Below are 23,888 nucleotides of genomic sequence, written 5' to 3'. Positions count from 1 at the left end.
ACAAGCCCAACCCTCGCTCGTTATAGGTCCGCCAACCCAATCGCATTTCCGGGCCAGTCACATAACCCGTATCTGGCGGTCCTATTGAGCTTAGCAGCCGAGAAGCGAACCACTACGGCACCGAGAACCGCCCAGCGGACATGACCCGCCGGGCGGGTTGGCGAAAATCGTCAGAGCGCGCGTGCTGACAGGAAGCGCAGAGCCTGGTAAAGCGCCTCGGTCTTCGGCATTGCGAATCCCGCGCCTGCCGCAGCAGCCAGCGGAGCGGCGTAGATCGCATCAAGCTCCATCGGGCGACCGTGTACATGATCGTGATACATGCTCGGCAGATAGTTGGGCATGTGATCGGTGGCCATCAACATTCGGTCCACCAGCGCATCGGGCAGCGGTTCGCCACAGGCGGCAGCAGCTCCACAGGCTTCCAGCATGATCGATCTAACCAGCGCTCGGCTGTTAGGATCTTTCATCAAGGGTTCCGTACCGGCGTCGAGCAATACGGAAAGACCGTTATACGGCAGATTCCAGACCAGCTTCTGCCAACGCGCCTGCGCGAGGTTCGTAGCCACATTAGAGTCGACACCCGCCGCACGAAACATTGAAACACCCTCTTCAACCAAGCTCTGCTGCTCAGCGGCGCTGGCCGGGCCGGAGTGGTAGCCAAGATTCACTCCACCAAGCGCCTGGTGCTCCACAACGCCTAACGCTGATCGATAGGCGCAGATGAAACAGAGACCGCCCAGCAGATGGATGTTGTCTGACAGCACCTGGCGCAGGGTCTCCTCAACCCCCAGGCCGTTCTGCAACACCACAACTTTGGCATTTTCCGCTGCAGCCTCGGCGATCAGGGGAGCCAAGTCCGAATTGCTGGTGCTTTTCGCGCCAATCAGCAGCCAGTCGCACTTGGGCATTTGCGCAGCAGCGCGGTAGGCCTGTACCGAGTCCAGGTGCATCGAGCCATGCACCGCACTGTTTATCTGCAGCCCATTCTGCAGAACCGCCTCGTATTCGCTTCGCAAAAGGAAATGCACATCGTAACCAGCCCGGGCGAGCATCACGCCGTAAAAGCCGCCAATAGCGCCAGCACCGATAATTCCGATTCGAGATTTGGGAGCAGTCATGCGGGAACTCCAACTACAGATCAGTGGGACGCCATGGTTGGCGCACGTTAAACGGTCACCTTATCAGTGTCCCCAGGCAGCGCCCAGCAGCTATGGATAGCTGCCTGGCACGCCAGCCACCGGCGATATGGCAGTCCGACTTCAAGATGATTGTCGAGGCAGCGCAATACGCGATAAGGTTCCGCTTCCCCGCTGCGCCCTCAAGCTCTGCTCCGCCGCACCGGGATTGGCTGGCGGACGGCATCTGTGATTGACGAGAACACGATGGCTGATTTACCGATCGATGACCTTAACGTTTCTTCCAACGAGACACTCATTACGCCTGAGCAGTTGAAGCGTGATATTCCGCTGACCACTGCAGCGCTGGCGACCGTCTCCGAAGGGCGCCAGGTAATACGCGACATTCTCGACGGCAAGGATCATCGCCTGTTCGTCGTGATAGGCCCCTGCTCGATTCATGACCTGAAAGCCGCGCATGAATATGCCGAGCGTCTAAAAGTGCTTGCCGACAAGGTCTCGGATACTCTGTTCCTGGTTATGCGTGTCTACTTCGAGAAGCCACGCACCACGGTCGGCTGGAAGGGCCTGATCAACGATCCGTACATGGATGACTCGTTCAAGATTCAGGATGGCCTGCATATTGGCCGTCAGCTACTGCTCGATCTCGCAGAAATGGGCTTGCCGACCGCTACCGAAGCCTTGGACCCAATCTCGCCGCAATACCTGCAGGACCTGATCAGCTGGTCGGCCATCGGTGCGCGGACAACCGAATCCCAGACTCACCGGGAAATGGCATCAGGGCTGTCGTCTTCGGTGGGTTTCAAAAATGGCACCGATGGCAGCTTGACCGTAGCGATCAATGCGCTGCAATCCGTATCCAGCCCACACCGTTTCCTGGGTATCAACCAGTCCGGCGGGGTCTCCATCGTCACGACCAAGGGCAACGCCTATGGTCATGTGGTGTTGCGTGGCGGGAATGGCAAGCCGAACTATGATTCGGTCAGCGTCGCAGTCTGCGAACAGGAACTGAGCAAAGCCGGCATCAAGCCCAACATCATGGTGGACTGCAGCCATGCCAATTCAAACAAAGACCCAGCCTTGCAGCCACTGGTGATGGACAACGTGGCCAATCAGATCCTGGAGGGTAACAATTCGATCGTTGGGTTGATGGTGGAAAGTCACCTGGGCTGGGGCAACCAGCCCATTCCCAAGGACCTCGGCGATCTGAAATACGGTGTCTCGATCACCGATGCCTGTATTGACTGGGAAGCAACTGAAAAAGCCGTTATTGGCATGCACACGAAACTGAAGGACGTACTGCCCAACCGCGCCCGCAGCTGACGCTGTCAGAATCGAAAAAACGCCGGCTTGCCGGCGTTTTTTATTCCCGGTCGAGACCGTCCGAGGAAGCACCCTGCCGTTCGATGTACCACTCCACATACGAACAGGATGGAATAACCGTATAGCCCTCCCTCGCGGCGTAATCCAGCGCATGCTGGGTCAATACGGCCGCAATACCTCGACCACGCAGCGCATCGGGTACGAAGGTCCGGTAGATATCCAGAGTTTGTTTGCCTAGATCAACATAGGCCAGATACGCGCGGTGACCATCCACGGTGGTCTCGAACTGATGGCTCGTTCGATCATGATGGATGTTTAGCTGTTCGGTCATCTCGCCTCCTCTGCAGGCTTGACCTGCCCTGTTTGTTTGGAAACTACGTGCAGCGTCCACACGTATTCTCCGTTCTTATTGTTAGCTGGACGACGCATGCTACCGCCAGGTAAGACTTGGCTTCAATTGCTTAAATCAGTAGCCGCCGCGCAATAAGCCGAACGAGCCGTAATCAAATGACCGACGCAGATGAAAACTGCAACTTTTCGGTACTCACACCGGTCCATGTATCGAGTGCAGCGGCTGACTCTGGCTGTTTTTCAGCCAGTTTGACCAGCAGTTGCCGTTAAATGAATGAGCATGCAGAAAAAATGTGGTAGCGGCTGCTTGGCTCAGTTTACTTAGCGCAACTAATCGGTAGTATGTGCGCGCCAACTTTCCATAACGGGAGTTGCCATGGATTTCATCCTTAAGGGGAACACGATGAACAACGTTCTGAAATTTTCTGCTCTGGCTTTCGCCGCAGTTCTGGCCACTGGTTGCAGCAACAGCATGACCAAAGAAAGCGAAGCCCGCCTGACCGCGACCGAAGACGCCTCTGCCCGCGCTCAAGCGCGTGCCGACGAAGCGTACAGCCGTGCCGACGAGGCACTGCAGGCTGCTCAGAAGGCCCAGCAGACTGCTGACGAAGCCAATGAGCGTGCACTGCGTATGCTGGAACGCGCCAGCCGCAAGTAAGCTTCAGGCAAAGAAAAAGCCGACCTGCCATCAGGTCGGCTTTTTTATGCGCGCCAGATTCTCCTGACGCGATATACAGGCGCGGATTCTAGAAGACGTGCTCTTCATGAGTGGCCAGCGCTTGGCCCCGCTCGGCAATCTGGATAGGCAGGCCATCCTCGCCAGCGATGATCTCACGAACCATTTCCCAATCCAGCTGGAGGGAACCTGAAGCCTCATCACGCTTGAGCAATGTATTGATAACCACCGCATGCTTGTCCATGAGTGTCATCGGTTTCTCTTCGTCTTGAAGTGGCGTGTGTGCTTCCAGATAGATCTTGCCCTGGCTCACACCAAATTTGTATGGCTCATCGATGATCCGCACCGGGGTGCCGACCTTGACCAAGCCCGCCAGCTCTAGCACGTTGTGGTTGAGCATACGGAAACAGCCATGACTGACGCGCATGCCGATACCGAATTTCTTGTTTGAACCGTGGATGAGATACCCGGGCAACGCGAGGCTCATCTTGTAAGGACCAAGCGGATTATCAGGTCCTGGCGGCACGACCTTTGGCAAAGGATCGCCATCGGCAGCGTGTTCATCGCGGATAGATTGCGGCGGGTACCAAGCCGGATTGCTTGTCATGGCTGAAATCCGTGTATTGCCCACCGGGGAGCCCCACCCCTCACGCCCGATGCCGAGCGGAAAAGTGTGCACCACGTTTTCGCCTTCCGGGTAGTAATACAGACGGTACTCCGCAAGGTTGATCACGACGCCTTCTCGCGGTCCGGGCGGCAGAATGTACCGCGTCGGTAGGATAATGTCGGTTCCTTCACCCGGTAACCAGGGATCCACGCCTGGGTTTGCCGCAACCAGTTCCAGATAGCCCAGGTCATGCGTCTCGCCGAGTGCAGCAAACGTGTCCTCGTAATTGGCCTTGATCACCTGAATCTGCCCAACCACGTCCTCACCCTCTGGAGGTAGCGGTAGTTCGAGAGCGACAGACTGGCCGGCCGAAAGCAAGGCTGCGAGTGACACACTGGAGGCGACTGCAAACGCACGCGAAAGCATTCAGGGGTTTCCTTGGGAAAGTGTTCGTGTTGGCGGCGATTGTACTCGAACCGCTGACGGCCGCCGAGCTACCAGGCGCTGACGGCAGACGGAAGGCCTTTACGCTGTGCGCTAAGTGCTTCACGGCAAGCGGGACAGAGGCGGCGATCTTTCAGAATCGAGCGCTCTATGTCTTGCCAGAGCGGGCGCGCTGGAAGAAAACCGCCACAAAGCGTGCGATCAACCTGACCATTCAACTCAAGTTGCCGTAATGCCAAGTGCAGCCGATTTTCGCGGCAGGCAAACAGATCGAACTGCTCGTCTGGAACGATGAGGCGATAGGCAAAAAGGGTCCAGGCTGGGCGCGGCATCTGAGGCTCCGATTCGAGGGGCGCGACAGTAGCCGCGCGCACGTTTCAAAGCAAGGGTTCGAGCACCGGCCAGACGTTGTCCAGCAACTGCTGCTGCGCACTCGCAGTGGGATGGATTCGATCGGCTTGCATCATGCCCTCAACGCCCCCTACACCTTCGAGAAAAAACGGGACGTATGGAAGGTTCTGCTCGTCTGCAAGCGAGTCGAACGCGTCGGCAAATGCACTTGTGTAACGTTGCCCCAGGTTGGGAGGCAAGCGCATACCGAGCAACACGATCTTGGCATCGGCCTCGCGTGATAGGTCGACCATGGCTGACAGGTTTTGATTCAGTTGTTTCGGCGGCTGACCACGGAGCCCGTCGTTGCCACCTAATTCGATAATGACTACTTCCGGATCATATTCCTCCAGCAGCGCAGGCAACCTCGCCAGCCCTCCAGCGCTGGTGTCACCGCTGATCGAAGCGTTCACGACGCGATGATCGAGATTCTCTGTATCAAGGCGTTGCTGAAGCAGCTGTACCCAGCCCTGGCTGGTTTCCAGCCCGAAAGCGGCGCTGATACTATCCCCGACCACCAGCACCGTTCCCGCCAAGGCGCCGTGAGCCCAGCACAGCAAAACCAGGACCCCACCTTTCAACCAATTTCGCATCGGAATCTCCATGAGCGCCAGCATTCTTTACGCCCGGAACCTTAGCAAAGCGGTACCCAGCGCGGAAGGCGAGCTGGCGATACTAGACGATGTGTCGTTGAGTCTCGACAAGGGCGACAGCCTTGCGATAGTCGGCACTTCCGGTTCTGGTAAATCGACACTGCTCGGCTTGTTGGCTGGCCTGGACCTGCCCAGCTCTGGCGAGGTCCACCTGGCCGGCCACCTGCTTGGCGCACTCGACGAAGACCAGCGGGCACGTGTGCGAGCGGAACACGTCGGTTTCGTCTTTCAATCGTTTCAGCTGCTCGACAGTCTCAACGCCCTGGAGAACGTCATGCTGCCGCTGGAACTGCATGGCCGCCGTGACGCACAGGCGAAAGCTACCGAACTGCTCGACCGGGTTGGCCTAGGCGCGCGTTTGCACCATTACCCGAGGCAACTGTCAGGTGGCGAACAACAGCGTGTCGCCGTGGCCCGCGCATTCGCCGCGGAACCGGCGGTGCTGTTCGCTGATGAGCCGACCGGCAACCTCGACAGTCATACGGGCGCAACCATCACCGAACTGTTGTTCGAGCTCAACCGCGAACGCGGCACGACGTTAGTGCTGGTGACTCATGACGAACGCTTGGCACAGCGCTGTCAGCATCTGCTCCGCCTGGAAGGCGGTCGCCAACTCCTCGACGAGTTGAGCCGATGAAAAATGTACCCGCCAGCCGCTTGGCAACGCTAGCGCTGCGTCAGCTGTTGCGCGATGCGCGCGCCGGTGAGTTACGCGTATTGTTCTTCGCGCTGTTGATCGCGGTCGCAGCCAGCACGGCTATTGGCTATTTCGGCGCTCGCCTGAACGACGCCATGCTGCTGCGTGCAACCGAGTTTCTGGGCGCCGATCTCGTGCTGCGCGGCAGCGCGCCGGCCGAACCCGAACAGGTCAAGGCAGGCGAGCAACTACAACTCCAGCACGCTCGGGTGGTTGAGTTCTCCAGCGTCGTCGCAACGGATGACAACCTGCAGCTGACCAGCGTCAAAGCCGCTGACGATAGCTATCCGTTACGCGGAGAGCTTCGCAGTGCAGCAGCGCCCTACCAGCCAGAACAACCAGGTCCTGGCCCGCAGCCAGGCGAAGCCTGGGCCGAAGCGCGCCTGTTCGCCGCCCTGGACCTGCAGATCGGCGATCAAATAGAGGTGGGTAACAAGCCGCTGCGGCTGACCCGCGTACTGACTTACGAACCTGATCGCGTCGGCGATTTCTACAGCTTGACGCCACGCGTGCTGATGCATCTCGACGATCTCGAGGCCACCGGCGTGGTCCAGCCCGGTAGCCGTGTAAGCTATCGCGAACTCTGGCGCGGCTCGCCCGAACAGCTGGGAGCTTATGAAGAGCGCATTAAAGCCGAGCTCCAACCACATCAACGCATCGAGACAGCCAAAGACGGCAACCGCCAAATCGGGGGTGCGCTGGGGCGCGCCGAGCGCTACCTGAACCTGGCCAGCCTGGCCGCCGTGCTGCTCGCGGGTGTCGCAGTGGCCTTATCGGCGGCGCGTTTCGCGGCGCGCCGCTTCGATGCCAGCGCGCTGTTGCGCTGCCTCGGTCTGTCACGCCGCGAAGCACTAATGCTCTATTCCCTGCAACTCGCCTACCTCGGCCTGTTTGCCAGCACGGTTGGCGCACTGCTGGGCTGGGCAGCGCAACATGGGTTGTTCTTCCTCCTGCGCGAACTTGTGGTCAGCGAAGTGCCACCGGCCACGCTCTGGCCGGCCCTGGCGGGAATTGCAACCGGCCTGGTTGCACTGGCCGGTTTCGCACTACCGCCCCTGGCAGCGCTCGGTCGTGTGCCACCGCTGCGGGTACTGCGCCGCGACATGCTGCCGATCCCGCCAAGCTCCTGGCTGGTGTATGGCGCCGCCGTCATCGCCCTTGGCGTGATCATGTGGCGGCTCAGTCTGGACCTGAAGATTACCCTCGCGCTGCTGGGGGGTGGTCTGCTCGCCACCGCGATCCTTGGCGGATTGCTTTTGCTGGCACTGAAAGGGCTGCGTCGAGCGCTTTCCGGGGCGTCGCTGACATGGCGTTTAGGGCTCGGGCAACTGCTCCGACACCCGCTGGCGGCGGCTGGTCAGTCGCTGGCTTTCGGCCTGATCCTGCTCGCCATGGCGCTAATAGGGCTGCTGCGCGGCGAATTGCTCGACACCTGGCAGAACCAATTGCCGGATGACGCCCCCAACCATTTTGTTCTGAATGTCCTGCCCGCCGACCGGGACGCATTCGCCGCACGCATCGAGGCACTCTCCGATCACGTCGCGCCTTTGTATCCGGTGGTACCGGGTCGCTTGGTTGCCATCAACGGCGAGCCGGTGCGCCAGCTGGTCAGCAAGGAAAGCCAGGGCGAACGCGCGATTCGTCGGGACCTGAGCCTGACCTGGGCCCAGGAATTGCCTGCCGACAATCGCCTAACCGCCGGCCAATGGTGGCCCTCAGCGCGAGGCGAACTGCCTGGCGTGTCGGTGGAAGCCGAGCTGGCCGAGAGTCTTCAGGTACAGCTGGGTGACCGACTCAGCTTCACAGTTGGTGGCCTCACCCGCGACGTCAGCGTGACCAGCCTGCGGGAGGTCAACTGGGACAGCTTCCAACCCAACTTCTACATGATCTTCGAGCCACAGACCTTGGAGGATATACCCGCCACCTACATGACCAGCTTTCATCTGGCCGAAGGAAAGGATCGCGAGCTGGTACAGCTAGCCAGGGATTTTCCGTCCGCAACGATATTGCAGGTGGAAGCCTTGCTCAGCCAGTTGCGCAGCATCCTGTCGCAGGTTTCGCTAGCGGTCGAATATGTGCTGATGTTCGTGTTGGCGGCAGGCCTAGCGGTATTGTTCGCCGGTCTACAAGCGACGCTGGACGAACGGATTCGTCAAGGTGCACTGCTCCGAGCACTCGGAGCGGAGCGAACGTTATTGATCAGAGCCAGACGTACCGAATTTGGGGTATTGGGTGCCGCCAGCGGTGTACTTGCCGCATTGGGTTGTGAACTGGTCAGCGCCCTGCTCTATCACTTCGTCTTCGATCTTCGCTGGCAGCCGCATCCATGGCTGCTACTGCTACCGCTGATCGGCGCGCTGCTGGTCGGTGGGGCCGGCGTGCTGGGAACGCGTCGAGCCCTTAACGCCAGCCCGCTAGACGTGCTGCGTGAAAGCTGACCAGAGCAGGCGGTGCGTTTTTCAGCCTGTAGAATGACCAGCCTGTGCCTGAACTGGAAATACCATGAGCCGTTATCGTCCGCCTCGCCCTGCCGGCACCCCTCTAATCACCCCTGAAGGCGAGGCGCGGCTGCGCGCCGAGCTGCACGAACTGTGGCATGTGAAGCGACCACAGGTTACCCAGTCGGTCAGCGAGGCGGCGGCGCAAGGTGACCGTTCGGAAAACGCCGAATACACCTACGGTAAGAAGATGCTGCGCGAAATCGACAGCCGCGTAGGTTTTTTGACCAAACGACTGGAAAAACTCAAGGTCGTCGGTGAACGACCCAGCGACCCCGGCAAGGTTTATTTTGGCGCCTGGGTGACAGTCGAGGACGAAGATGGCGAGCAGGCCCGCTACCGTATTGTCGGGCCAGATGAGCTGGACCTGCGCCAGGGGCTGATCAGCATCGATTCGCCGTTGGCGCGCGCCTTGGTTGGAAAAACGCTGGATGCTGAAGCCCAGGTGCAAACGCCCACCGGACCAAAACTCTGGTACATCGTCGCGATCGCCTACCCATGACCAACCAGTTATCTTGAGACCAATCAGTCACGTATTTCTTCGATCTAGCGCCTAATTTCGGCTAATTTATAAATCGTCACTTTCCTACCCAGCCAGATGTTCCATCTGGTAACAGACGCCTCGGTGGCCGCCACCAAGCCCGGCGACCATCCCGCAGGCGGAACGCCTGCGCTAGAGCCTCCTATCTATATCGCCTGGCAAACTGGCACGAATGCTGCGCCTGTAGCCACTGCAGTACGCGCTACGCGCGGTGAATGGCGAGGGATTGCCCAATGTCCAGTCACCCTTGATTGAGTGCAATCATGAATAAGAACAAGACTGTGTTCGCTCTATGCCTCGGAACCTTCGTGGCAATTTCAAGCCAAGCCCAGGCCGGCCTATTCAGCTCCAGCGGCTACACCCAGACGCGTTACCCGATCGTGCTGGCGCATGGCATGCTCGGCTTCGACAGCCTGCTTGGCATCGACTATTGGTACGGCATTCCCCAGGCGCTTCGACGTGATGGCGCACAGGTTTACGTTACCGAAGTCAGCCAACTCAACACCTCGGAGCTGCGTGGAGAGGAACTTCTTCAACAAGTCGAGGAGATCGTTGCGATCAGTGGCAAACCGAAAGTGAATCTGGTCGGCCACAGCCACGGTGGGCCAACCGTGCGCTATGTTGCCGCCGTTCGTCCCGACCTGGTCGCGTCGGTCACCAGCGTAGGCGCGCCGCACAAGGGCTCCGACGTTGCCGACCTGTTGCGCAAGATTCCCGAGGGCTCGGGTGGCGAAGCCATACTCGCCGGGCTCATCAACGGCATGGGGGCATTGATCCATTTTCTTTCGGGAAGCCCCAGTACCGAACCACAGAATTCGCTCGGCTCACTTGAATCACTCAACAGCGAAGGCGCCGCCCGTTTCAACGCGAAATATCCGCAAGGGGTTCCGACCAGCGCCTGCGGCGAAGGCGCGTACAAGGTCAATGGGGTGCGCTATTACTCCTGGAGCGGCACCAGCCCGCTGACCAACCCGCTGGATGTGAGTGACGCCATGCTGGGCGCCGGCTCGCTGGCCTTTGACGAAGCCAATGACGGCCTGGTTGGCCGCTGCAGCTCGCATTTGGGCATGGTTATCCGTGATAACTATCGGATGAACCACCTGGATGAGGTCAACCAGGTGCTTGGACTGACCAGCCTGTTCGAAACCGATCCTGTGACCATTTACCGCCAGCACGCCAACCGCCTGAAGAACGCAGGCCTCTGAGGCTCCGGTGGGGCCGCTCGGCCCCACCTCCTGACCACAAGGCATCCTGATGAAAATGCTTGCCGTCCTGTTCGTATTGACACTTATCCTCGGCGTCGCGATGTACGGAGGTGTCCCGCCCGACCCTACGCCTGCTCAAGTCCTTGGCCGCCCTCAGCCCGTTCAGATCAACACTAGCGAGGTCAGTCCGCAACAAAGCCCAACACCCACCCGGAAGCTGCCGCGGGCTGACGCGATTGCCCGTCTACCGGACTCTTTTGCAGGTACACGGGTGGACGGCCGACTACGGGCTGACGCGGGCGGAAGCCTGATCATCGATGCGGAGATACGCCGTGTTTTCGATTACTTCCTGGCCTCGATTGGTGAGGAACCGCTCGAAACCAGCGTCGCCAGGCTACGTCGCTACATCGAAACGCAGCTCCCCAAGCCTGCAGCGGACCATGCCATCCAGCTGCTGAGCCAGTACCTGGATTACAAAAGGCAGCTGCTGTTGCTGGAGCAGCACCATACGCAACGGGCCGACATAGACGCCATGCGCGATCGCCTTCGCGCGGTTCAGCAGCTGCGTGCGGGAATCTTCGATGATCGGGTCCACCAGGCATTCTTCGCGCTAGACGAAGCGACTGACCGCTTCACGCTAGAACGCCTGGCCATTCGGCACGACGCAACGCTCGACGCGTCAGGCAAAGGCGCGGCATTGGACAGGTTGCAAGACAGCCTGCCAGCGGAACTGCAGGATACAGTGGCGGTACAGATGCAAAGACAACTGAGCGAGCAGACACGTGCGCTGGCAGCCAACGGTGGCAACCCGGCAGATCTGCGGCAGCTACGCCAGCAGCTGGTCGGCAACGCAGCCGCAGCCCGCCTGGAGGAACTCGACCGTCGGCGCCAGGCATGGCAAAGCCGGCTCACCGCTTATAACCAGGCGAAACGCCGGATTGAACGCAGCCAGGGACTCGGCGAGGCGGATAAACGTGCCGCCATCGCCCGTTTGGCGGCCGAGCAATTCAATGAGAACGAGCGCCAACGACTGCAAGCTGCTGAGCAGCTGCTCGCCGCCAAGCGCGGCTAAGGATTCAGTTACTGGAAGCGCTCTGCGGCCCGCCTTCGAGTAGGTACCGCTCCCGGGTGTAGGCCAGGTAGTACTTGTTCACGGCATTGACATAGCTGACCACACCCATACCCATGCTCGACATGGCAACGCGCTCAACCTGGAAAAACCACTGGTCCGGGTTAAGGCCTCGACGGCGGGCCTCGGAACGCAGGCTCTGGACCCGCTGCGGTCCGAGGTTGTAGGCCGCCAGCACAAACGCCATGCGCTCGCGCTCATTCAGCCTGGGACTGGAAAAGAAGGTTTGGCGGATATTTGCCAGATACTTCGCGCTGGCAAGCACGTTGTTATCCAGTTGACCGATATCCTTCACACCCATGCTACGAGCGGTCGACGGCGTCACTTGCATCAGCCCGGTGGCTCCGCCCGCACCGCGCGCCGACGGATCGAGCGTCGACTCTTTGAAGGCTAGCGCAGCCAGGTTGAGCCAATCGATCTGTTGCTGCTGGGCATGCCGCTGCAAGGTCGGACGGACTTTTTCCAGGCGCTGTCTGCCGACACGATCCAGTGGATACTGCACCCGATAGAGCCTGCGATAGACGCGAACGAATGCTGCATCCTGGTTATCAGGCGCGCTGTAGGTTTGGAGGAAACGGTCGACGCTCGCACTTAGCATTCCCGCATCCTTTTGCACAAACCAGTGCATATCGGCGGGGTCGCCCAGTGTCAGCTGCGATTCGATGCGCAGCTTAGGCAATACTTTTGCCCAGCGCTCTGCAATGGGCTGCTCCACCACGGTAGCCGGATAGACGCCAGCCTGTACCATCTCCAGTACGTCCTCCACCGCCAATGTGGGATCAACCCACTCGACGGCGATCGGTGCCCGTCCAGCTTGCATCAGGCTCCGATTGAGCTTCTCCAGCGCGGGACCCGCCGCACTGCCGGCCGACAGCGCCAGGCTACGACCTGATAGTTGCTCGAAGCTCTTGTAACGAGGGCCACCCTGTCGACTCACCAACACCATTGGCACCTGAGCGATCACAGCACGGCTACGACTTATCCGGCGCGCCGCGCCTTGCGGCAAGATCTCTCCAGGGGCAACCAGATCACCCTCACCGCGTTGCAGCGCACCGAGCAACTGGTCCTTGGCCTTGGGAATGATCTTCAAGCTGATCGGCGTGCCCTTCGAACCACGATTGAGATACTGCTCGAAGGCGCGCAGGCGCACGTATTCCACACCGATGGGCTCGCCTTTGACCTCGCCGGAACTGTTGCGGCTTTGATTGACCAGAACCCGAAGAACGCCACTGCGGCGAATATCAGCGAGATCGCGTACGGTATCCGCCGACTGCCAGGCTGGAGGCCCCATCACCCGAGCAACCGCCGGCCAGGGTGCAAGCACCAGCAGACACAGCAGCAGGGAAAATAATCGGGTCATTTCCGGGTATCGGCTCGAATGAGACAAAATGCACAGCGGCACCCCGCCGCAAGGTGGCGAAGATTCTCATAGCCTTTGCTTGGCCGCCAGCTGCACCTTTCAATAGACTTTAATTAACTTCTGCAACCACCTGATTTTTATCTATATATTTTGATCTTATAAGCGAGACGCTTCATGCAACTTGTCGACATCGGCGTCAACCTCACCCACCCAACGTTTGCCCGTGACCCCCGTGCGGTTGTGGAGCGCGCCTACACAGCGGGCGTCACACAATTGGTTTTGACCGGCACTAGCCTTGCTGAAAGCGAAGCAGCACTGGCCCTCTGCCGGGAGCTGGATGAAGGCCGGCAACGGTTGTTCTGTACCGCAGGTATCCACCCTCATGACTCGAGCCAATGGACGTCCAGTACTAGCGCACAGCTCAAAGCCCTACTCGCCGAGCCCGAGACGCGCGCGGTCGGCGAGTGCGGACTGGATTTCAACCGGGATCTGTCCCCTCGCGCACAGCAGGAGCGGGTCCTGGAAGAACACCTGCAGCTGGCAGTAGAAACCGGCCTGCCGGTGTTTCTTCACGAGCGCGACGCCGACCAGCGTCTGGTACAAATACTTCGGCCGTTCCGTGACAAGCTCAGCGCTGCGGTCGTGCACTGCTTTACCGGCGAGAAACGCGCGCTCTATGCCTACCTCGATCTCGACCTCCACATCGGCATCACTGGCTGGATATGTGATGAGCGCCGCGGCACTCACCTGCATCCACTGGTGCGCGAAATCCCTGAAGCTCGCTTGATGCTCGAAAGCGATGCACCCTACCTGCTGCCACGCACGCTGCGGCCGAAACCTAAAGGTGGCCAGAACGAGCCGGCATTTCTTCCTGAAGTACTCCGTGAAGTCGCGCAGCATCGAGGTGTCAGCGAGGAACAGCTGGCGCAGAGCACGACGCGCTGTGCTCAGGAATTCTTCCGCATCGCGCCGCTGAACGAACACTGAACTGGCTCAAGCCCAACCACTTTCGGCCGTTAACAGAACGGGTTCGCAAAAAGGCGGAGATGCCACTGCGCGACGAACGTTCCGGTCATCGACATAAGAAGAGCATGCAATGGCTTTATGGATTCGCGATCTCTCACTGAAGTACAAGTTCTGGGCGCTGAACCTGGTGTCGTTTGCTACGACGCTGCTACTGGTGCTCTTTGCCCTGCAACTCGAACAGCAGTCGCGAAGCCACGACGCTCAGAACAATGCGCAGCAATTGGGGGCTCTACTACAGGCCTGGCCAGAAGGCTCCGCAATACCCAGGGACGCCGACATTCAGGTATTTCCGGCTGGTCAGGCAGTTGCGATCGAGGGGCAACCTGTAACCGCGCGCCAAGGGTGGGTTGCAATCGAGCATGACCGGCTGTTCGGCAAGACACCGATCGTGGGCACCCAACTGGTAGCCCGACCGGACGGGGACACCCTGGCCGTGCTGGCTCGTGTGCCCAGCACCATGCAGCTGCTGGGTGAACATTTCTTCAGCTATGCCATTGCTGTTGCTGTGCTGATGTTGGTGCTGCTGGCCGCATCACAGTTGTTGATCCACTTCCTGCTAAGCCATCTCAACACGCTCAAGAACGTAATGGTGCATGTCGAGCGCAGCGGCGACCTGTCGATGCGAGTACCTTTGGCCAGCGGTGATGAGGTCGGCGAGATGGCTGCGGCATTCAACGCAATGCAAGCCGGTTACCAACGCATTGTTAGCACCGTTGCCCAGGCGGCGACCCGGCTCGATGACGGAGCCGCTCGGCTGGCATCAAGCATGAGCGAGGTCCGCCAGGGCATGCTCGGCCAGCAGAGCGAAACCGACCAGGCAGCAACTGCAATCAACGAGATGACCGCCACTGTCCACCACATCGCCGAACACGCCAGGGAAACGCGCGACCAGTCTCAGAGTGCCGACCGCCTCGCGGGCAACGGGCAAAATGTCGTGGGACGGGTCGAGCGCTCTATATCCAGCCTGTCGCAGGGCGTCCAGCAAACGGCCGAAACAATCGGCCAGCTGGCGGCCGACAGCCAGAAAATCAACGGCGTGGTCAGCGTTATCCACAGCATCGCCGAACAAACCAACCTGCTAGCACTGAACGCGGCGATTGAAGCCGCACGTGCCGGTGAAATGGGCCGCGGCTTCGCTGTGGTTGCAGATGAAGTGCGCAGCCTGGCCAAACGCGTTCAGGTATCGACTGACGAAATCACCCAGATGATCACCGGCCTGCAAACCATGACCCGCGACGCCGTCGAATTCATGCAGGAAAGCTCACTCAAGGCAGACGACTGCGTGCGCGAAGCGCGCGAGGCAGGACTCGCGCTAGAAGCCATTACTGCTGCAGTCGCACAGATGCGCGAAAGCAACACGCAAATTGCCGTGGCCGCTGAACAACAGAGCGAAGTTGCCGAGGAGCTGAACCGCTCAGTCACCGGCATTCGCGACGTCACCGAGCGAACTGTCCAGCAAACCGTCGAATCGGCAAACACCAGCGCAGAACTCGCGGCGCTCTCCGGCGAACTCAGCAAAGCGATTCACCAGCTCAAGCTTTGACCGCCTCAGCACGTACGGATGACCTATTAGCCCGCTGGCGTAAGAGCCAGCGGGCGGCGCTCTGCTTATCCGAAGACGGTTACCGTCTGTCGACTCAGTGCAACCAGTTGACCGCTGCCGGTCCATAACGCGGCCGCGCAATGACCGTAGCCGTCCTGAGCGTGCTCGATCACCGCTCGGTACCGGCACCATTCGTGGGTATCGAGTATTGGCAGTGGCTGGACAAATTCGATGGTCCAGGTCAGCGAACTGCCCGGCGCGAAACTGTTCAGGTGTGGCAGCACGGCCGGTGGCCATGCGTCAACGAGCGCAAGCAGATGCGAGACGGTTACTGGCTCCCGGTCGACCTCGCCACGCTGACGAACCCATCCGCCCATTTCTCGCGATGTATTACCTGAGAAAGGCAGACCGCCAATGCCCCAGCGCATGACCAGATGGCGGGTGAACTCAGGTGTCGCACCGCTGATGTAGGGCAGCTCCTGGCAGGCCTCCACCGGCGGAAGTTCTGGGGCCGGCTCAGCCTCCACCCTGACGGCGGAGACACGCGCTGCGCCGAAGCTGCCTTGCACCAGCGTCACCACCTGGCCGTTCTGGATGGCACGGCCAAGTACCTGACTGACCGCCTTGCCTTCACGCAGCACTTCAGCCTCGAAGCTGACGGGCACATCAACCGCAAGCGGCCCAACAAAGGTGATCGACAGCGACCGCACCGGACGATCACTCGGCACTTTCGCCTGCATGGCCTCAAATACCAGCGCCGCGGCCAACCCTCCAAAACCGGCCCGGCCTTGCCCCCAACTGGCAGGCACGACGACATCTTGAGGGGTTTCACGCACGGCTTGTAGCAGTTCGGACAGGGTCATTCCTACCTCGACTCGTTGTTATTGCGGTTCATCTTATCGCTGCGCGGACCAGCGGAGGCATCGCCGAACAGTTGGTGATGTCATGCCATCTCGAGCAGCTATAGGTTGTCGCCGTCGATACCACCCCGAGGCTTGCTCACAGTGGCACGCCAAGGCAGCTGGCGTCGCAAGCTTCGGAGTGCAGTCTTCATCTCGGCCAGGTCGGTCGGCTGACCCGCATAACGGGCCTGTTCGTACAGTCCAGCGAACGCTTGAATCTGGGCGGCAGCACCTGGCAGCCGCGCTGCTGCACGTTGGGCGAAGTCGCGCGCACCCTCGCCTGCGTGCCGCGCCACGCCATGCCGCGCCAGCAATTGTTCGAAGCCCTGAAACTGGCGCAGTTGCGCATCTTGTTCCCGGCGCCAAGGTTTCAGGAGCAGAAGCGCCAGCAGGACAACCAGCAACGCCCCCGTGGCGACCATCAGTAGACCGAGCTTGCGGGAGTCGACTTTGCCGAACAATCCTTGCAGTATTTCCAGCTGCCGTTCGCCCTGGTAATTAAGGACCCAGCGCTGCCAGCCGTAATTGAGGCTGTCCCAGCCGAAACGCAGGTCGTTCAGCCAACCAATGTCGCGGTAGCGCCGGAGGTCCATGATGGCGCCTTCGATCAGATCCTGCTCAGCGTCAAGCGCCTCCTCCAGCCCGCGCTCGATCCGTTCCGGTGCGACCTGGAATGTCGGATCCACGCTGACCCACCCGCTGCCCGCCTCCCAATATTCAACCCAGGCATGGGCATCGAGTTGACGCACCGACAGGTAGTTGCCCGAAGGGTTGACCTCCCCACCCTGATAGCCAGCGACCACCCGCGCAGGGATACCGGCCGCGCGCAGCACGAAGGTCATCGCGCCTGCGTAATGAATGCAAAATCCGTTCAGCGTATCGAAGAGAAAACCGTCGACGATGTCCTCGCCCACCGGCGAAGGTCGCAAGGTATAGCTGTACGGCTGCTGGTTGAAATGGCTGAGCAGCGCTTGCACCGTTGCCTTAGGCGTCTGATGCGCGCGTCGCAGCTCCGCCGCCCAGGCCCTACTGCGTAAGTTCCCAGTGGCCGGCAGTTCCAAAGCCCTTCCCAGAACAGCAGGTCCAGCATTTGGCTCGCGCAGTGCCTCCGGCCAGGAAGTCGCCTGGTACAACAGCGGTTTGTCGACTGGCCGAGGGCGCGCCAGGTGGAAATCACTCATCAGTCGCACATCGCCCGCGTCGACCTGCGCTACGTCCAATCCATACAACCACGGCCGCCCACTGGGCTGCATGACAATGCTATATGCAACCGGTGCGCCCCGCGGTGACCATTCTGGGGTCTGCGGAAGCTGCGATTTGAAAGATTGCGACCATCGCCTTCCATCGAAACGCTCAAAGGTTACTGCTCGCCAGTACAGCTGATCCCTATCAGGGATCGGCCCCTCGAAGCTGGCGCGAAATGCCAGGGCACTCGAGCGACTCAGCTCGGCCATATCGCCTGGCGACATGCTGTCAGCCAGGCCGGTAACGCCGCGATCCTTCGGCTGAGGCAATGACCAAAGCGGCCCTAGGCGCGGAAACAGGACGAACAGCACCAGCATCAGTGGGATCGCCTGCAGGAGCAACGAACCGGCCAGTCGCAACGTCGGCCAGGGATGAGTGCCCGCAGGACTCTGCTGTAAGCCGATCATCGCGGCTAGCAGCGCGATGATCGGCGCCAGGCTGTAGATCCCGGCGAGCAGGCCGTCATTGAACAGATAGCTGGTGACCACGGCAAAGAAACCAAGAAAGACCAGTACCAACGCATCGCGACGACTGCGCATTTCCACCAGTTTGAGAATAAACGCCGCGATCAGCAGCACCACGCCTGCATCGAGCCCGATCAGCCCGCCGCGTGAGAAATAAACGCCAAATGCAGCGCCCAGCATCATCAGTGCCTTCATCCAGCTCCGTGGGTATGGAGCGCGCATGCGGAAGATCTGCACCCGCCAGATCGCGCAACCCAGCCAGAGGCCGATGATCCACAGTGGCAGATGAGCCAGATGCGGCAGGATGACCAGCACCTGCGCGACCAACAGCCAAACCAGGCCGTTGCGTGGGATAGGCTGCAAGCTGCTCATTGCGGCACCGCCGATTCTTGGCCGAATAGCGCCAGTGCTCGCAGACAACGGTTACGGTGCTCCACGCCCACAGCGGCCTCGATAGTGGTATCCGCTATTCGGAGGGCGAAGGGTTGCTGGCGCGACGACAGTTCCACGACCCAATGACAGAGCAACGACAACCGGGATTCGATATCACCGGCGAGTTCATCGAAATCCAGTAGCGGGTCCTCACCGGACAGCGCAGCGAAATCCTTCACCAGCAAGCCTTGACCGCGGGAATAGGCTTTCCAGTGCAATCGTCTTTTCGAGTCGCCTGGTTGCCAGGGACGCAAGCCCTGGTAATCGTCGATGCCGCTGCCCAGCGCCCGCGAACCTTCACCGCTCTCTTCGTCCAGCCCGACGGCCTGGGGCAGATCACCCGCGAGTGGGCGTGGGTACACCAGCGCGGCGAGCTGCAAATCCACCCAGCTCCACGCCACGAGAATGCCCAAGGGAAATCTACTCTCAACGCGCAACCGTCCTGGTCGTAGCCAGCCACGGCGCTCGGTGGGCAGGCTAAGCTGCAGTTCGCAGGTGCCTGCGGCCGGCACGTCAACCAACTGCAGACCGCTTTTGGGCCATCCGACCGAGACGGCTTGGTAAAGGCGTCCGCGACTCTCCAAGCGCACCCGCAAACACGCCTGCTCGCCAAGAAAAACCGCCTCAGCCCCCCCTGCCTGCAACTCGAGACCCGCCAGGTTGCGCCAGGTATGCAGAATCGCCACGACAAATACCGAGCCCAGCAAAAACGTCAGGGCATAAGCCAGACTGTTCTCGTAGTTGATCGCGGCAAGCAGCATCAACAGCAGCGCGACCAGGAAGCTCATCCCGACCGCTGTGGGCATGATGAAGATACGCCGCTGGTTGAGGCGTACGCTAGGACCCGGAGGGATGCGTTTGAGCAGCCAGCGGTCTCGTATCCGTGGTAGCACTCGCATAGCCGCTCCCCGTCAGCCCAGCAGCGGCGGCATCACAGCGCCGGCACTTCGCGCAACAGCCATTGCACCAGCGCGCCGCCGCCATGCCCGGTGGCATCGGCGCGTTCGCGCAACCGATGGCCGACCACCGAGGGCAGTACCGCCTGGACGTCTTCCGGAATCACGTAATCTCGGCCGTCGAGAAAGGCCCAGGCACGGGCTGCCGCCAGCAGCGCCAGGCTGGCGCGAGGTGACAGGCCCCAGGCGAATTGCGGCTGGGTGCGCGTGGCCTCGACCAAGCGCAGGACGTAATCGACCAGAGCATCACTGACGCGAACAGCGCTCACCGTCTGCTGGATAGCAGCTAGCTCGGCGCGATCCAGCTGGGGTTGTAACCGAGTGAGCAAATCACGACGCGAATCACCGAGCAGCAACGCTTTCTCCGCCGCTTTGGCCGGGTAGCCCAGCGAAAGGCGCATGAGGAAGCGATCCAGCTGGGATTCGGGTAACGCGAAGGTGCCGCCAGAGCTGACCGGGTTCTGCGTGGCGACCACGAAGAAGGGCTCCGGCAAAGGTCGCGTCGCGCCCTCGATCGTTACCTGCCCTTCTTCCATGGCTTCAAGCAGCGCGCTCTGGCTTTTCGGTGTGGCCCGGTTGATTTCGTCAGCCAGCACCAACTCGGCGAAGATCGGTCCAGGGTGGAATACGAACTGACCGCTATCCTTGTCGAAAACAGAGGTACCGAGGATATCGCCGGGCAGCAGGTCGGAAGTGAACTGGATGCGCTGGAAGTCCAGCCCCATGACCTTTGCAAGCGCATGGCTCAACGTCGTCTTGCCCATGCCGGGCAAGTCTTCCACCAGCAGATGCCCCCTCGCCAGCAGGCAAGCCATGGCCAATCGCACCTGCGATTGCTTGCCGAGCAGCACTTCATTGACCGCCCTCAGACAGACATCCAATCGGGTGCGCATGCAACTCTCCTTTGTTTTATCCGTCGATCCTACTGACCCGGCCTAGCGAACTTGTGATATGACGCTTGACCCTGCGTGCGCTGACGTTGTGCCTCATCAGAGCCGGAAACGCGCGCCATCACCCAAGCGGTCGGAAACGTACGCGCCCACTAGGGTCGCTGCATCTCGAAACGCTCGCGCGTATAGCTATATGCTGCACCGCCGAGCCTGCCGACTAGATCGAGCCGCGCGGAATCAACACGACCGCGCTCATCTAGCACGCGGTCATCGATATGCGCCAACAACACCTCAGCGAAGATGAGCTGACAATTGGGCGACTCGGAAGGATACGGCAGGATCTGCGCGACACGGCATTCGAAGGCAACGGGTGCGCCAGAGACCCGCTGCACCTTCACAAGGCTCGCGGATTCGCTGGCAATCCCGCAGTGTTCAAATTCGCTGATGCCATGAGGCAATGCAGCCGCAGAGGCGTTCATCGCTTCGGCTTGCTCTGCACTGACGAGCTGCACAACGAGCTCCCCCGTTTCGTGCGCGTTGCGGGCGGTATCTTTCGGCAAGCCGTCCTTGAGTCCGACGTTGATCAGCAGCGTTGGCGGGTTGCTGCTGATCACCTGGAAAAAACTGAAAGGCGCAAGATTGCTGACGCCTGCGGACGAACACGTCGAGACCCAGGCAATCGGTCGGGGTGTGATGGTGGACGCCAGCCAGCGGTAGGCCTCGACCGGCGCCAGGTTGGAAAAATCGAGCAGCATGCGGATTCCTACTGAGTCGGTCTGGCACTCGGCCAGAACCGATGGATAAGAAGTGGCAGCCGGACGGCTGCCACAGAATCGCAGCGGTATTAGCGGCCTGCGCGCGATTCACGCAGATAGAAGCGCGCCTTCTTGGCCTTCTCCACGCAGCCCTGGTAAGCCTCGAATTGTTGCTGGGTCTTGGCGCCAGTCAGCAGTGCCATCGCCTTGGAATAGCTAACCGTGCCGGCGAACCCTTCCGCCTCGGCCAGGCTCTGCTCTTCCCAAGCGGCGTTCAGCTGAGATGCGCAGCTGTCTCGATAGGCCGTCTTGGCGGCGCAACCGGTAAGGGCAAGTGCCAACAGTGATAGACAGATAATGTTCTTCATCGATACATCCTCTTTTCCGAGACCTGCTCAGTTTTGTTGAACCGCGGCGCGCTCGCGCAAGAATTCCACGACCGCGTCCTGTTCACCTGCGAATTCGATCCGGGCGGCCTTGCTTTCACGCTGGTAGGCGTACATCGGATCGTAGTACTGCCTTAACAACGTCTCGATCCACTCGCGGTGGAGATCAACCGAGCCGGTACTCGCTTGCTCGGCAAGCGCCTGATCCATGATTGCCGCCAGCCGGGTATAGCATTCGCCGCCAAGCCGCCTGCTGATATTGACCAGACTTTGCTGCAAACGCTCGGCAAATGCGGTGAATCCTTCTGCGCCGAACTCAACGGTGAACTCTGCACAGAGGTCGATTACATAATCCTTGAGGATCCGGTCCACACGTCCATCGAAACTGTCTTCGAGCCAGACCAGCGGATAGTGCTGCATCCCCTGAAATAAGGGCAGCGGAATCGAACAACGACCGACCAGCCGCGCTTCATCCTCCAAAACGAATTGCCTTGCACCCGCTTTCTGCATCTTCAACAAGCGAATCGCCAGGGCGTTCTCGAAGTCGATCTGCACCGGCTGCGGTGTGGCGCGCTTGCCGAAGCTTGAGCCGCGATGATTGGCAATGCCTTCCAGATCGACTCCGTCGTCCAGGCGTGCCAGCACCTCGGTTTTACCCGTCCCAGTCATACCGCCGACCAACACGAAATTGTCATGCGCGGCGGCATGCTCAATGGTTTCAAGCAAAAAGTGCCGCATCGCCTTATAGCCACCGGTCACGCGCGGATAGTCGATCCCCGCCTCGGTTTTGAGCCACTGCTGCACCAGCTGTGAACGCAACCCACCGCGGAAACAATAGATGTAGCCCTGAGGGTTATTGCGCGCGAAGTCGGCCCAACCTTGAATGCGCTCGGCCTTGACTTGACCACTCACCAACCGGTGGCCCAGTTCAATCGCCGCTTGTTGCCCATGCTGCTTGTAACAGGTGCCAACCTTCTGCCGCTCGAGATCGTTCATCAGCGGCAGGTTGACCACGCCCGGGAATGCGCCTTTGGCAAATTCCACAGGCGCTCGCGCGTCCATCATCGGTACATCGTTAAGGAACAGCTCAGCAAAGTTATCGGTATCACCACGCATCAACGTACCTCAACGGCATAGGCGCCAGCTTCGATCACTTCGCCGATGGGCTTGAGCGTCAGGCCAAGTTCGGCGGCGACCGCGAGGAACTCCGCCTCGCCTTCCGGCGCGACCGCAACCAGCAATCCGCCACTGGTCTGCGGGTCGCAAAGCAGCTGTTTCTGCACCTCGTCAATGGCGGCGATGCGGTCGCCATAACTGTCGAAGTTACGGCCGGTGCCACCGGGCACACAGCCTTGCTCGAGGTAGTACTCGACGCCGTCCAGACGCGGCACACAGGCGTAGTCAATGCGCGCGGTCACAGCGCTGCCATCGGCCATTTCAACCAAATGGCCAAGTAGCCCGAAGCCAGTCACATCGGTCATCGCCCGCACGCCGTCGAGTTTGCCGAAGCGGCTGCCGGGCGTGTTGAGCGTGCACATCCAGTCTCGCGCCCTGCCGACATCCTCGGGCCGCAACTTGGCCTTTTTCTCCGCAGTGGTGAGGATGCCGATTCCCAATGGCTTGGTCAGATAGAGTTTGCATCCAACCGTGGCCGTGTCGTTGCGCTTCATCTGGCTCTTGTTGACCAGGCCGGTGACCGCTAGACCAAAGATCGGCTCGGGCGCGTCGATTGAATGCCCACCCGCCAACGGAATGCCTGCGGCTTCACACACGGCGCGGCCGCCTGCGATGACTTCTCGGGCTATTTCCGGCGGCAGCACATTGACGGGCCAGCCAAGGATGGCGATCGCCATCAGCGGGTCCCCGCCCATGGCGTAGATATCACTGATGGCATTGGTCGCGGCGATGCGGCCGAAATCGAAGGGATCATCGACGATCGGCATGAAGAAATCCGTAGTCGATACAACCCCGCGCTCTTCATCGATGCCATACACCGCAGCATCATCACGCGAGGCGTTTCCGACCCACAAACGCGGATCGAGATTCTGTGCCCCGCTGCCGGCGAGGATCACGTCCAGCACCTTGGGTGAAATCTTGCAGCCGCAGCCGGCACCGTGGCTGTATTGGGTGAGGCGGATGGGTTCGCTCATCTGGGAAAGGTCTCGTGATGCTGGCAAAACGGGTGACGATTGTAGCAAGGCTGGTCACCGCATCGCTGCGCCATGGCCAATCGGGTTGCAATGAAGCGGCCGGCTCCTCGGCTTTAGCTTGAAGCTTGC

23 protein-coding genes are annotated in these 23,888 nt (G+C 60.3%); 9 read left to right on the top strand and 14 right to left on the bottom strand.

Annotated elements, in window-relative coordinates; translation table 11 throughout:
• Positions 1-170: 170 nt before the first annotated feature.
• Positions 171-1,118 (bottom strand): putative 2-dehydropantoate 2-reductase, encoded by a 948-nt coding sequence (locus tag ACQKIK_RS14665; RefSeq protein ID WP_045426429.1) that lies wholly within the window; start codon positions 1,116-1,118, stop codon positions 171-173.
• Between the two features lie 264 nt (positions 1,119-1,382).
• On the opposite strand from ACQKIK_RS14665, the gene ACQKIK_RS14660 reads away from it, so the two are divergent.
• Complete coding sequence (locus tag ACQKIK_RS14660) at positions 1,383-2,459, top strand: 3-deoxy-7-phosphoheptulonate synthase (protein WP_045426426.1); 1,077 nt, start codon at positions 1,383-1,385, stop codon at positions 2,457-2,459.
• A 40-nt stretch (positions 2,460-2,499) separates the two neighbouring features.
• On the opposite strand, the gene ACQKIK_RS14655 is transcribed toward ACQKIK_RS14660, so the two are convergent.
• A complete protein-coding gene (locus ACQKIK_RS14655) occupies positions 2,500-2,790 on the bottom strand; it encodes a GNAT family N-acetyltransferase (protein ID WP_045426423.1) in 291 nt (96 codons plus the stop codon).
• 423 nt (positions 2,791-3,213) lie between these two features.
• On the opposite strand from ACQKIK_RS14655, the gene ACQKIK_RS14650 reads away from it, so the two are divergent.
• Positions 3,214-3,468: an Lpp/OprI family alanine-zipper lipoprotein gene (locus ACQKIK_RS14650; RefSeq protein WP_029404583.1), complete on the top strand. Its 255-nt coding sequence runs from the start codon at positions 3,214-3,216 to the stop codon at positions 3,466-3,468.
• An 88-nt stretch (positions 3,469-3,556) separates the two neighbouring features.
• Here ACQKIK_RS14650 and ACQKIK_RS14645 read toward each other — a convergent pair whose 3' ends face one another.
• The 3 genes from ACQKIK_RS14645 to ACQKIK_RS14635 form a co-directional block, all read right to left on the bottom strand.
• Positions 3,557-4,519, bottom strand: a complete 963-nt coding sequence (locus tag ACQKIK_RS14645; protein ID WP_045426419.1) for a L,D-transpeptidase family protein — start codon at positions 4,517-4,519, stop codon at positions 3,557-3,559.
• A 68-nt stretch (positions 4,520-4,587) separates the two neighbouring features.
• Entirely contained in the window at positions 4,588-4,869 is a 282-nt protein-coding gene (locus tag ACQKIK_RS14640) for a hypothetical protein (RefSeq protein WP_045426416.1), read from the bottom strand.
• 45 nt (positions 4,870-4,914) lie between these two features.
• Positions 4,915-5,520 carry an arylesterase gene (locus tag ACQKIK_RS14635; RefSeq protein WP_045431732.1) on the bottom strand — a complete coding sequence of 202 codons (606 nt, stop codon included), beginning with the start codon at positions 5,518-5,520 and terminating at the stop codon, positions 4,915-4,917.
• A gap of 10 nt (positions 5,521-5,530) precedes the next feature.
• On the opposite strand from ACQKIK_RS14635, the gene ACQKIK_RS14630 reads away from it, so the two are divergent.
• The 5 genes from ACQKIK_RS14630 to ACQKIK_RS14610 all read left to right on the top strand — a co-directional run bounded on the left by ACQKIK_RS14630 (position 5,531) and on the right by ACQKIK_RS14610 (position 11,593).
• Positions 5,531-6,217 (top strand): ABC transporter ATP-binding protein, encoded by a 687-nt coding sequence (locus ACQKIK_RS14630; RefSeq protein ID WP_045426413.1) that lies wholly within the window; start codon positions 5,531-5,533, stop codon positions 6,215-6,217.
• On the top strand, positions 6,214-8,715 hold the full coding sequence (locus ACQKIK_RS14625; protein ID WP_499136471.1) for an ABC transporter permease: 2,502 nt from the start codon (positions 6,214-6,216) through the stop codon (positions 8,713-8,715). The genes ACQKIK_RS14630 and ACQKIK_RS14625 overlap by 4 nt, the downstream gene beginning before the upstream one ends.
• A 64-nt stretch (positions 8,716-8,779) precedes the next feature.
• Positions 8,780-9,277: a transcription elongation factor GreB gene (gene greB / locus ACQKIK_RS14620; protein ID WP_499136469.1), complete on the top strand. Its 498-nt coding sequence runs from the start codon at positions 8,780-8,782 to the stop codon at positions 9,275-9,277.
• A 302-nt stretch (positions 9,278-9,579) separates the two neighbouring features.
• Entirely contained in the window at positions 9,580-10,521 is a 942-nt protein-coding gene (locus ACQKIK_RS14615; RefSeq protein WP_499136468.1) for a triacylglycerol lipase, read from the top strand.
• Between the two features lie 49 nt (positions 10,522-10,570).
• Entirely contained in the window at positions 10,571-11,593 is a 1,023-nt protein-coding gene (locus ACQKIK_RS14610) for a lipase secretion chaperone (protein ID WP_499136467.1), read from the top strand.
• Between the two features lie 4 nt (positions 11,594-11,597).
• On the opposite strand, the gene ACQKIK_RS14605 is transcribed toward ACQKIK_RS14610, so the two are convergent.
• Positions 11,598-13,010: an MltF family protein gene (locus tag ACQKIK_RS14605; RefSeq protein ID WP_499136465.1), complete on the bottom strand. Its 1,413-nt coding sequence runs from the start codon at positions 13,008-13,010 to the stop codon at positions 11,598-11,600.
• A gap of 174 nt (positions 13,011-13,184) precedes the next feature.
• On the opposite strand from ACQKIK_RS14605, the gene ACQKIK_RS14600 reads away from it, so the two are divergent.
• Together ACQKIK_RS14600 and ACQKIK_RS14595 are read left to right on the top strand one after the other, a co-directional pair.
• Positions 13,185-13,997 carry a TatD family hydrolase gene (locus tag ACQKIK_RS14600; RefSeq protein WP_045426400.1) on the top strand — a complete coding sequence of 271 codons (813 nt, stop codon included), beginning with the start codon at positions 13,185-13,187 and terminating at the stop codon, positions 13,995-13,997.
• Between the two features lie 109 nt (positions 13,998-14,106).
• A complete protein-coding gene (locus ACQKIK_RS14595; protein ID WP_499136463.1) occupies positions 14,107-15,579 on the top strand; it encodes a methyl-accepting chemotaxis protein in 1,473 nt (490 codons plus the stop codon).
• A gap of 65 nt (positions 15,580-15,644) precedes the next feature.
• Here ACQKIK_RS14595 and ACQKIK_RS14590 read toward each other — a convergent pair whose 3' ends face one another.
• The 8 genes from ACQKIK_RS14590 to selD all read right to left on the bottom strand — a co-directional run bounded on the left by ACQKIK_RS14590 (position 15,645) and on the right by selD (position 23,759).
• Positions 15,645-16,442: an acyl-CoA thioesterase gene (locus tag ACQKIK_RS14590; protein ID WP_046164028.1), complete on the bottom strand. Its 798-nt coding sequence runs from the start codon at positions 16,440-16,442 to the stop codon at positions 15,645-15,647.
• A 98-nt stretch (positions 16,443-16,540) separates the two neighbouring features.
• Positions 16,541-18,562: a transglutaminase TgpA family protein gene (locus tag ACQKIK_RS14585; RefSeq protein ID WP_045426392.1), complete on the bottom strand. Its 2,022-nt coding sequence runs from the start codon at positions 18,560-18,562 to the stop codon at positions 16,541-16,543.
• Positions 18,559-19,521 carry a DUF58 domain-containing protein gene (locus ACQKIK_RS14580; RefSeq protein ID WP_045426389.1) on the bottom strand — a complete coding sequence of 321 codons (963 nt, stop codon included), beginning with the start codon at positions 19,519-19,521 and terminating at the stop codon, positions 18,559-18,561. The genes ACQKIK_RS14585 and ACQKIK_RS14580 overlap by 4 nt, the downstream gene beginning before the upstream one ends.
• A gap of 32 nt (positions 19,522-19,553) precedes the next feature.
• Positions 19,554-20,471, bottom strand: coding sequence for an AAA family ATPase (locus ACQKIK_RS14575; protein WP_045426386.1), 918 nt, complete (start codon positions 20,469-20,471; stop codon positions 19,554-19,556).
• A 149-nt stretch (positions 20,472-20,620) separates the two neighbouring features.
• Positions 20,621-21,223 carry a flavin reductase family protein gene (locus tag ACQKIK_RS14570; protein ID WP_064482503.1) on the bottom strand — a complete coding sequence of 201 codons (603 nt, stop codon included), beginning with the start codon at positions 21,221-21,223 and terminating at the stop codon, positions 20,621-20,623.
• A gap of 89 nt (positions 21,224-21,312) precedes the next feature.
• Complete coding sequence (locus tag ACQKIK_RS14565) at positions 21,313-21,591, bottom strand: hypothetical protein (protein ID WP_045426380.1); 279 nt, start codon at positions 21,589-21,591, stop codon at positions 21,313-21,315.
• Between the two features lie 27 nt (positions 21,592-21,618).
• The gene (gene mnmH / locus ACQKIK_RS14560) at positions 21,619-22,725 is read right to left on the bottom strand and encodes a tRNA 2-selenouridine(34) synthase MnmH (RefSeq protein ID WP_064482504.1); all 1,107 of its coding nucleotides are present in this window, start codon (positions 22,723-22,725) and stop codon (positions 21,619-21,621) included.
• Complete coding sequence (selD, locus tag ACQKIK_RS14555) at positions 22,725-23,759, bottom strand: selenide, water dikinase SelD (protein WP_046164023.1); 1,035 nt, start codon at positions 23,757-23,759, stop codon at positions 22,725-22,727. Before selD ends, mnmH begins: the two co-directional genes overlap by 1 nt.
• Between the last annotated feature and the right edge of the window lie 129 nt (positions 23,760-23,888).

This window comes from Pseudomonas sp. NPDC047961 (assembly GCF_050272435.1).
In the GTDB taxonomy this organism is placed as follows: domain Bacteria; phylum Pseudomonadota; class Gammaproteobacteria; order Pseudomonadales; family Pseudomonadaceae; genus Stutzerimonas.
The sequence above is the reverse complement of the archived record's forward strand: the minus strand, read 5'-3'. Positions and strand labels throughout refer to the sequence as shown.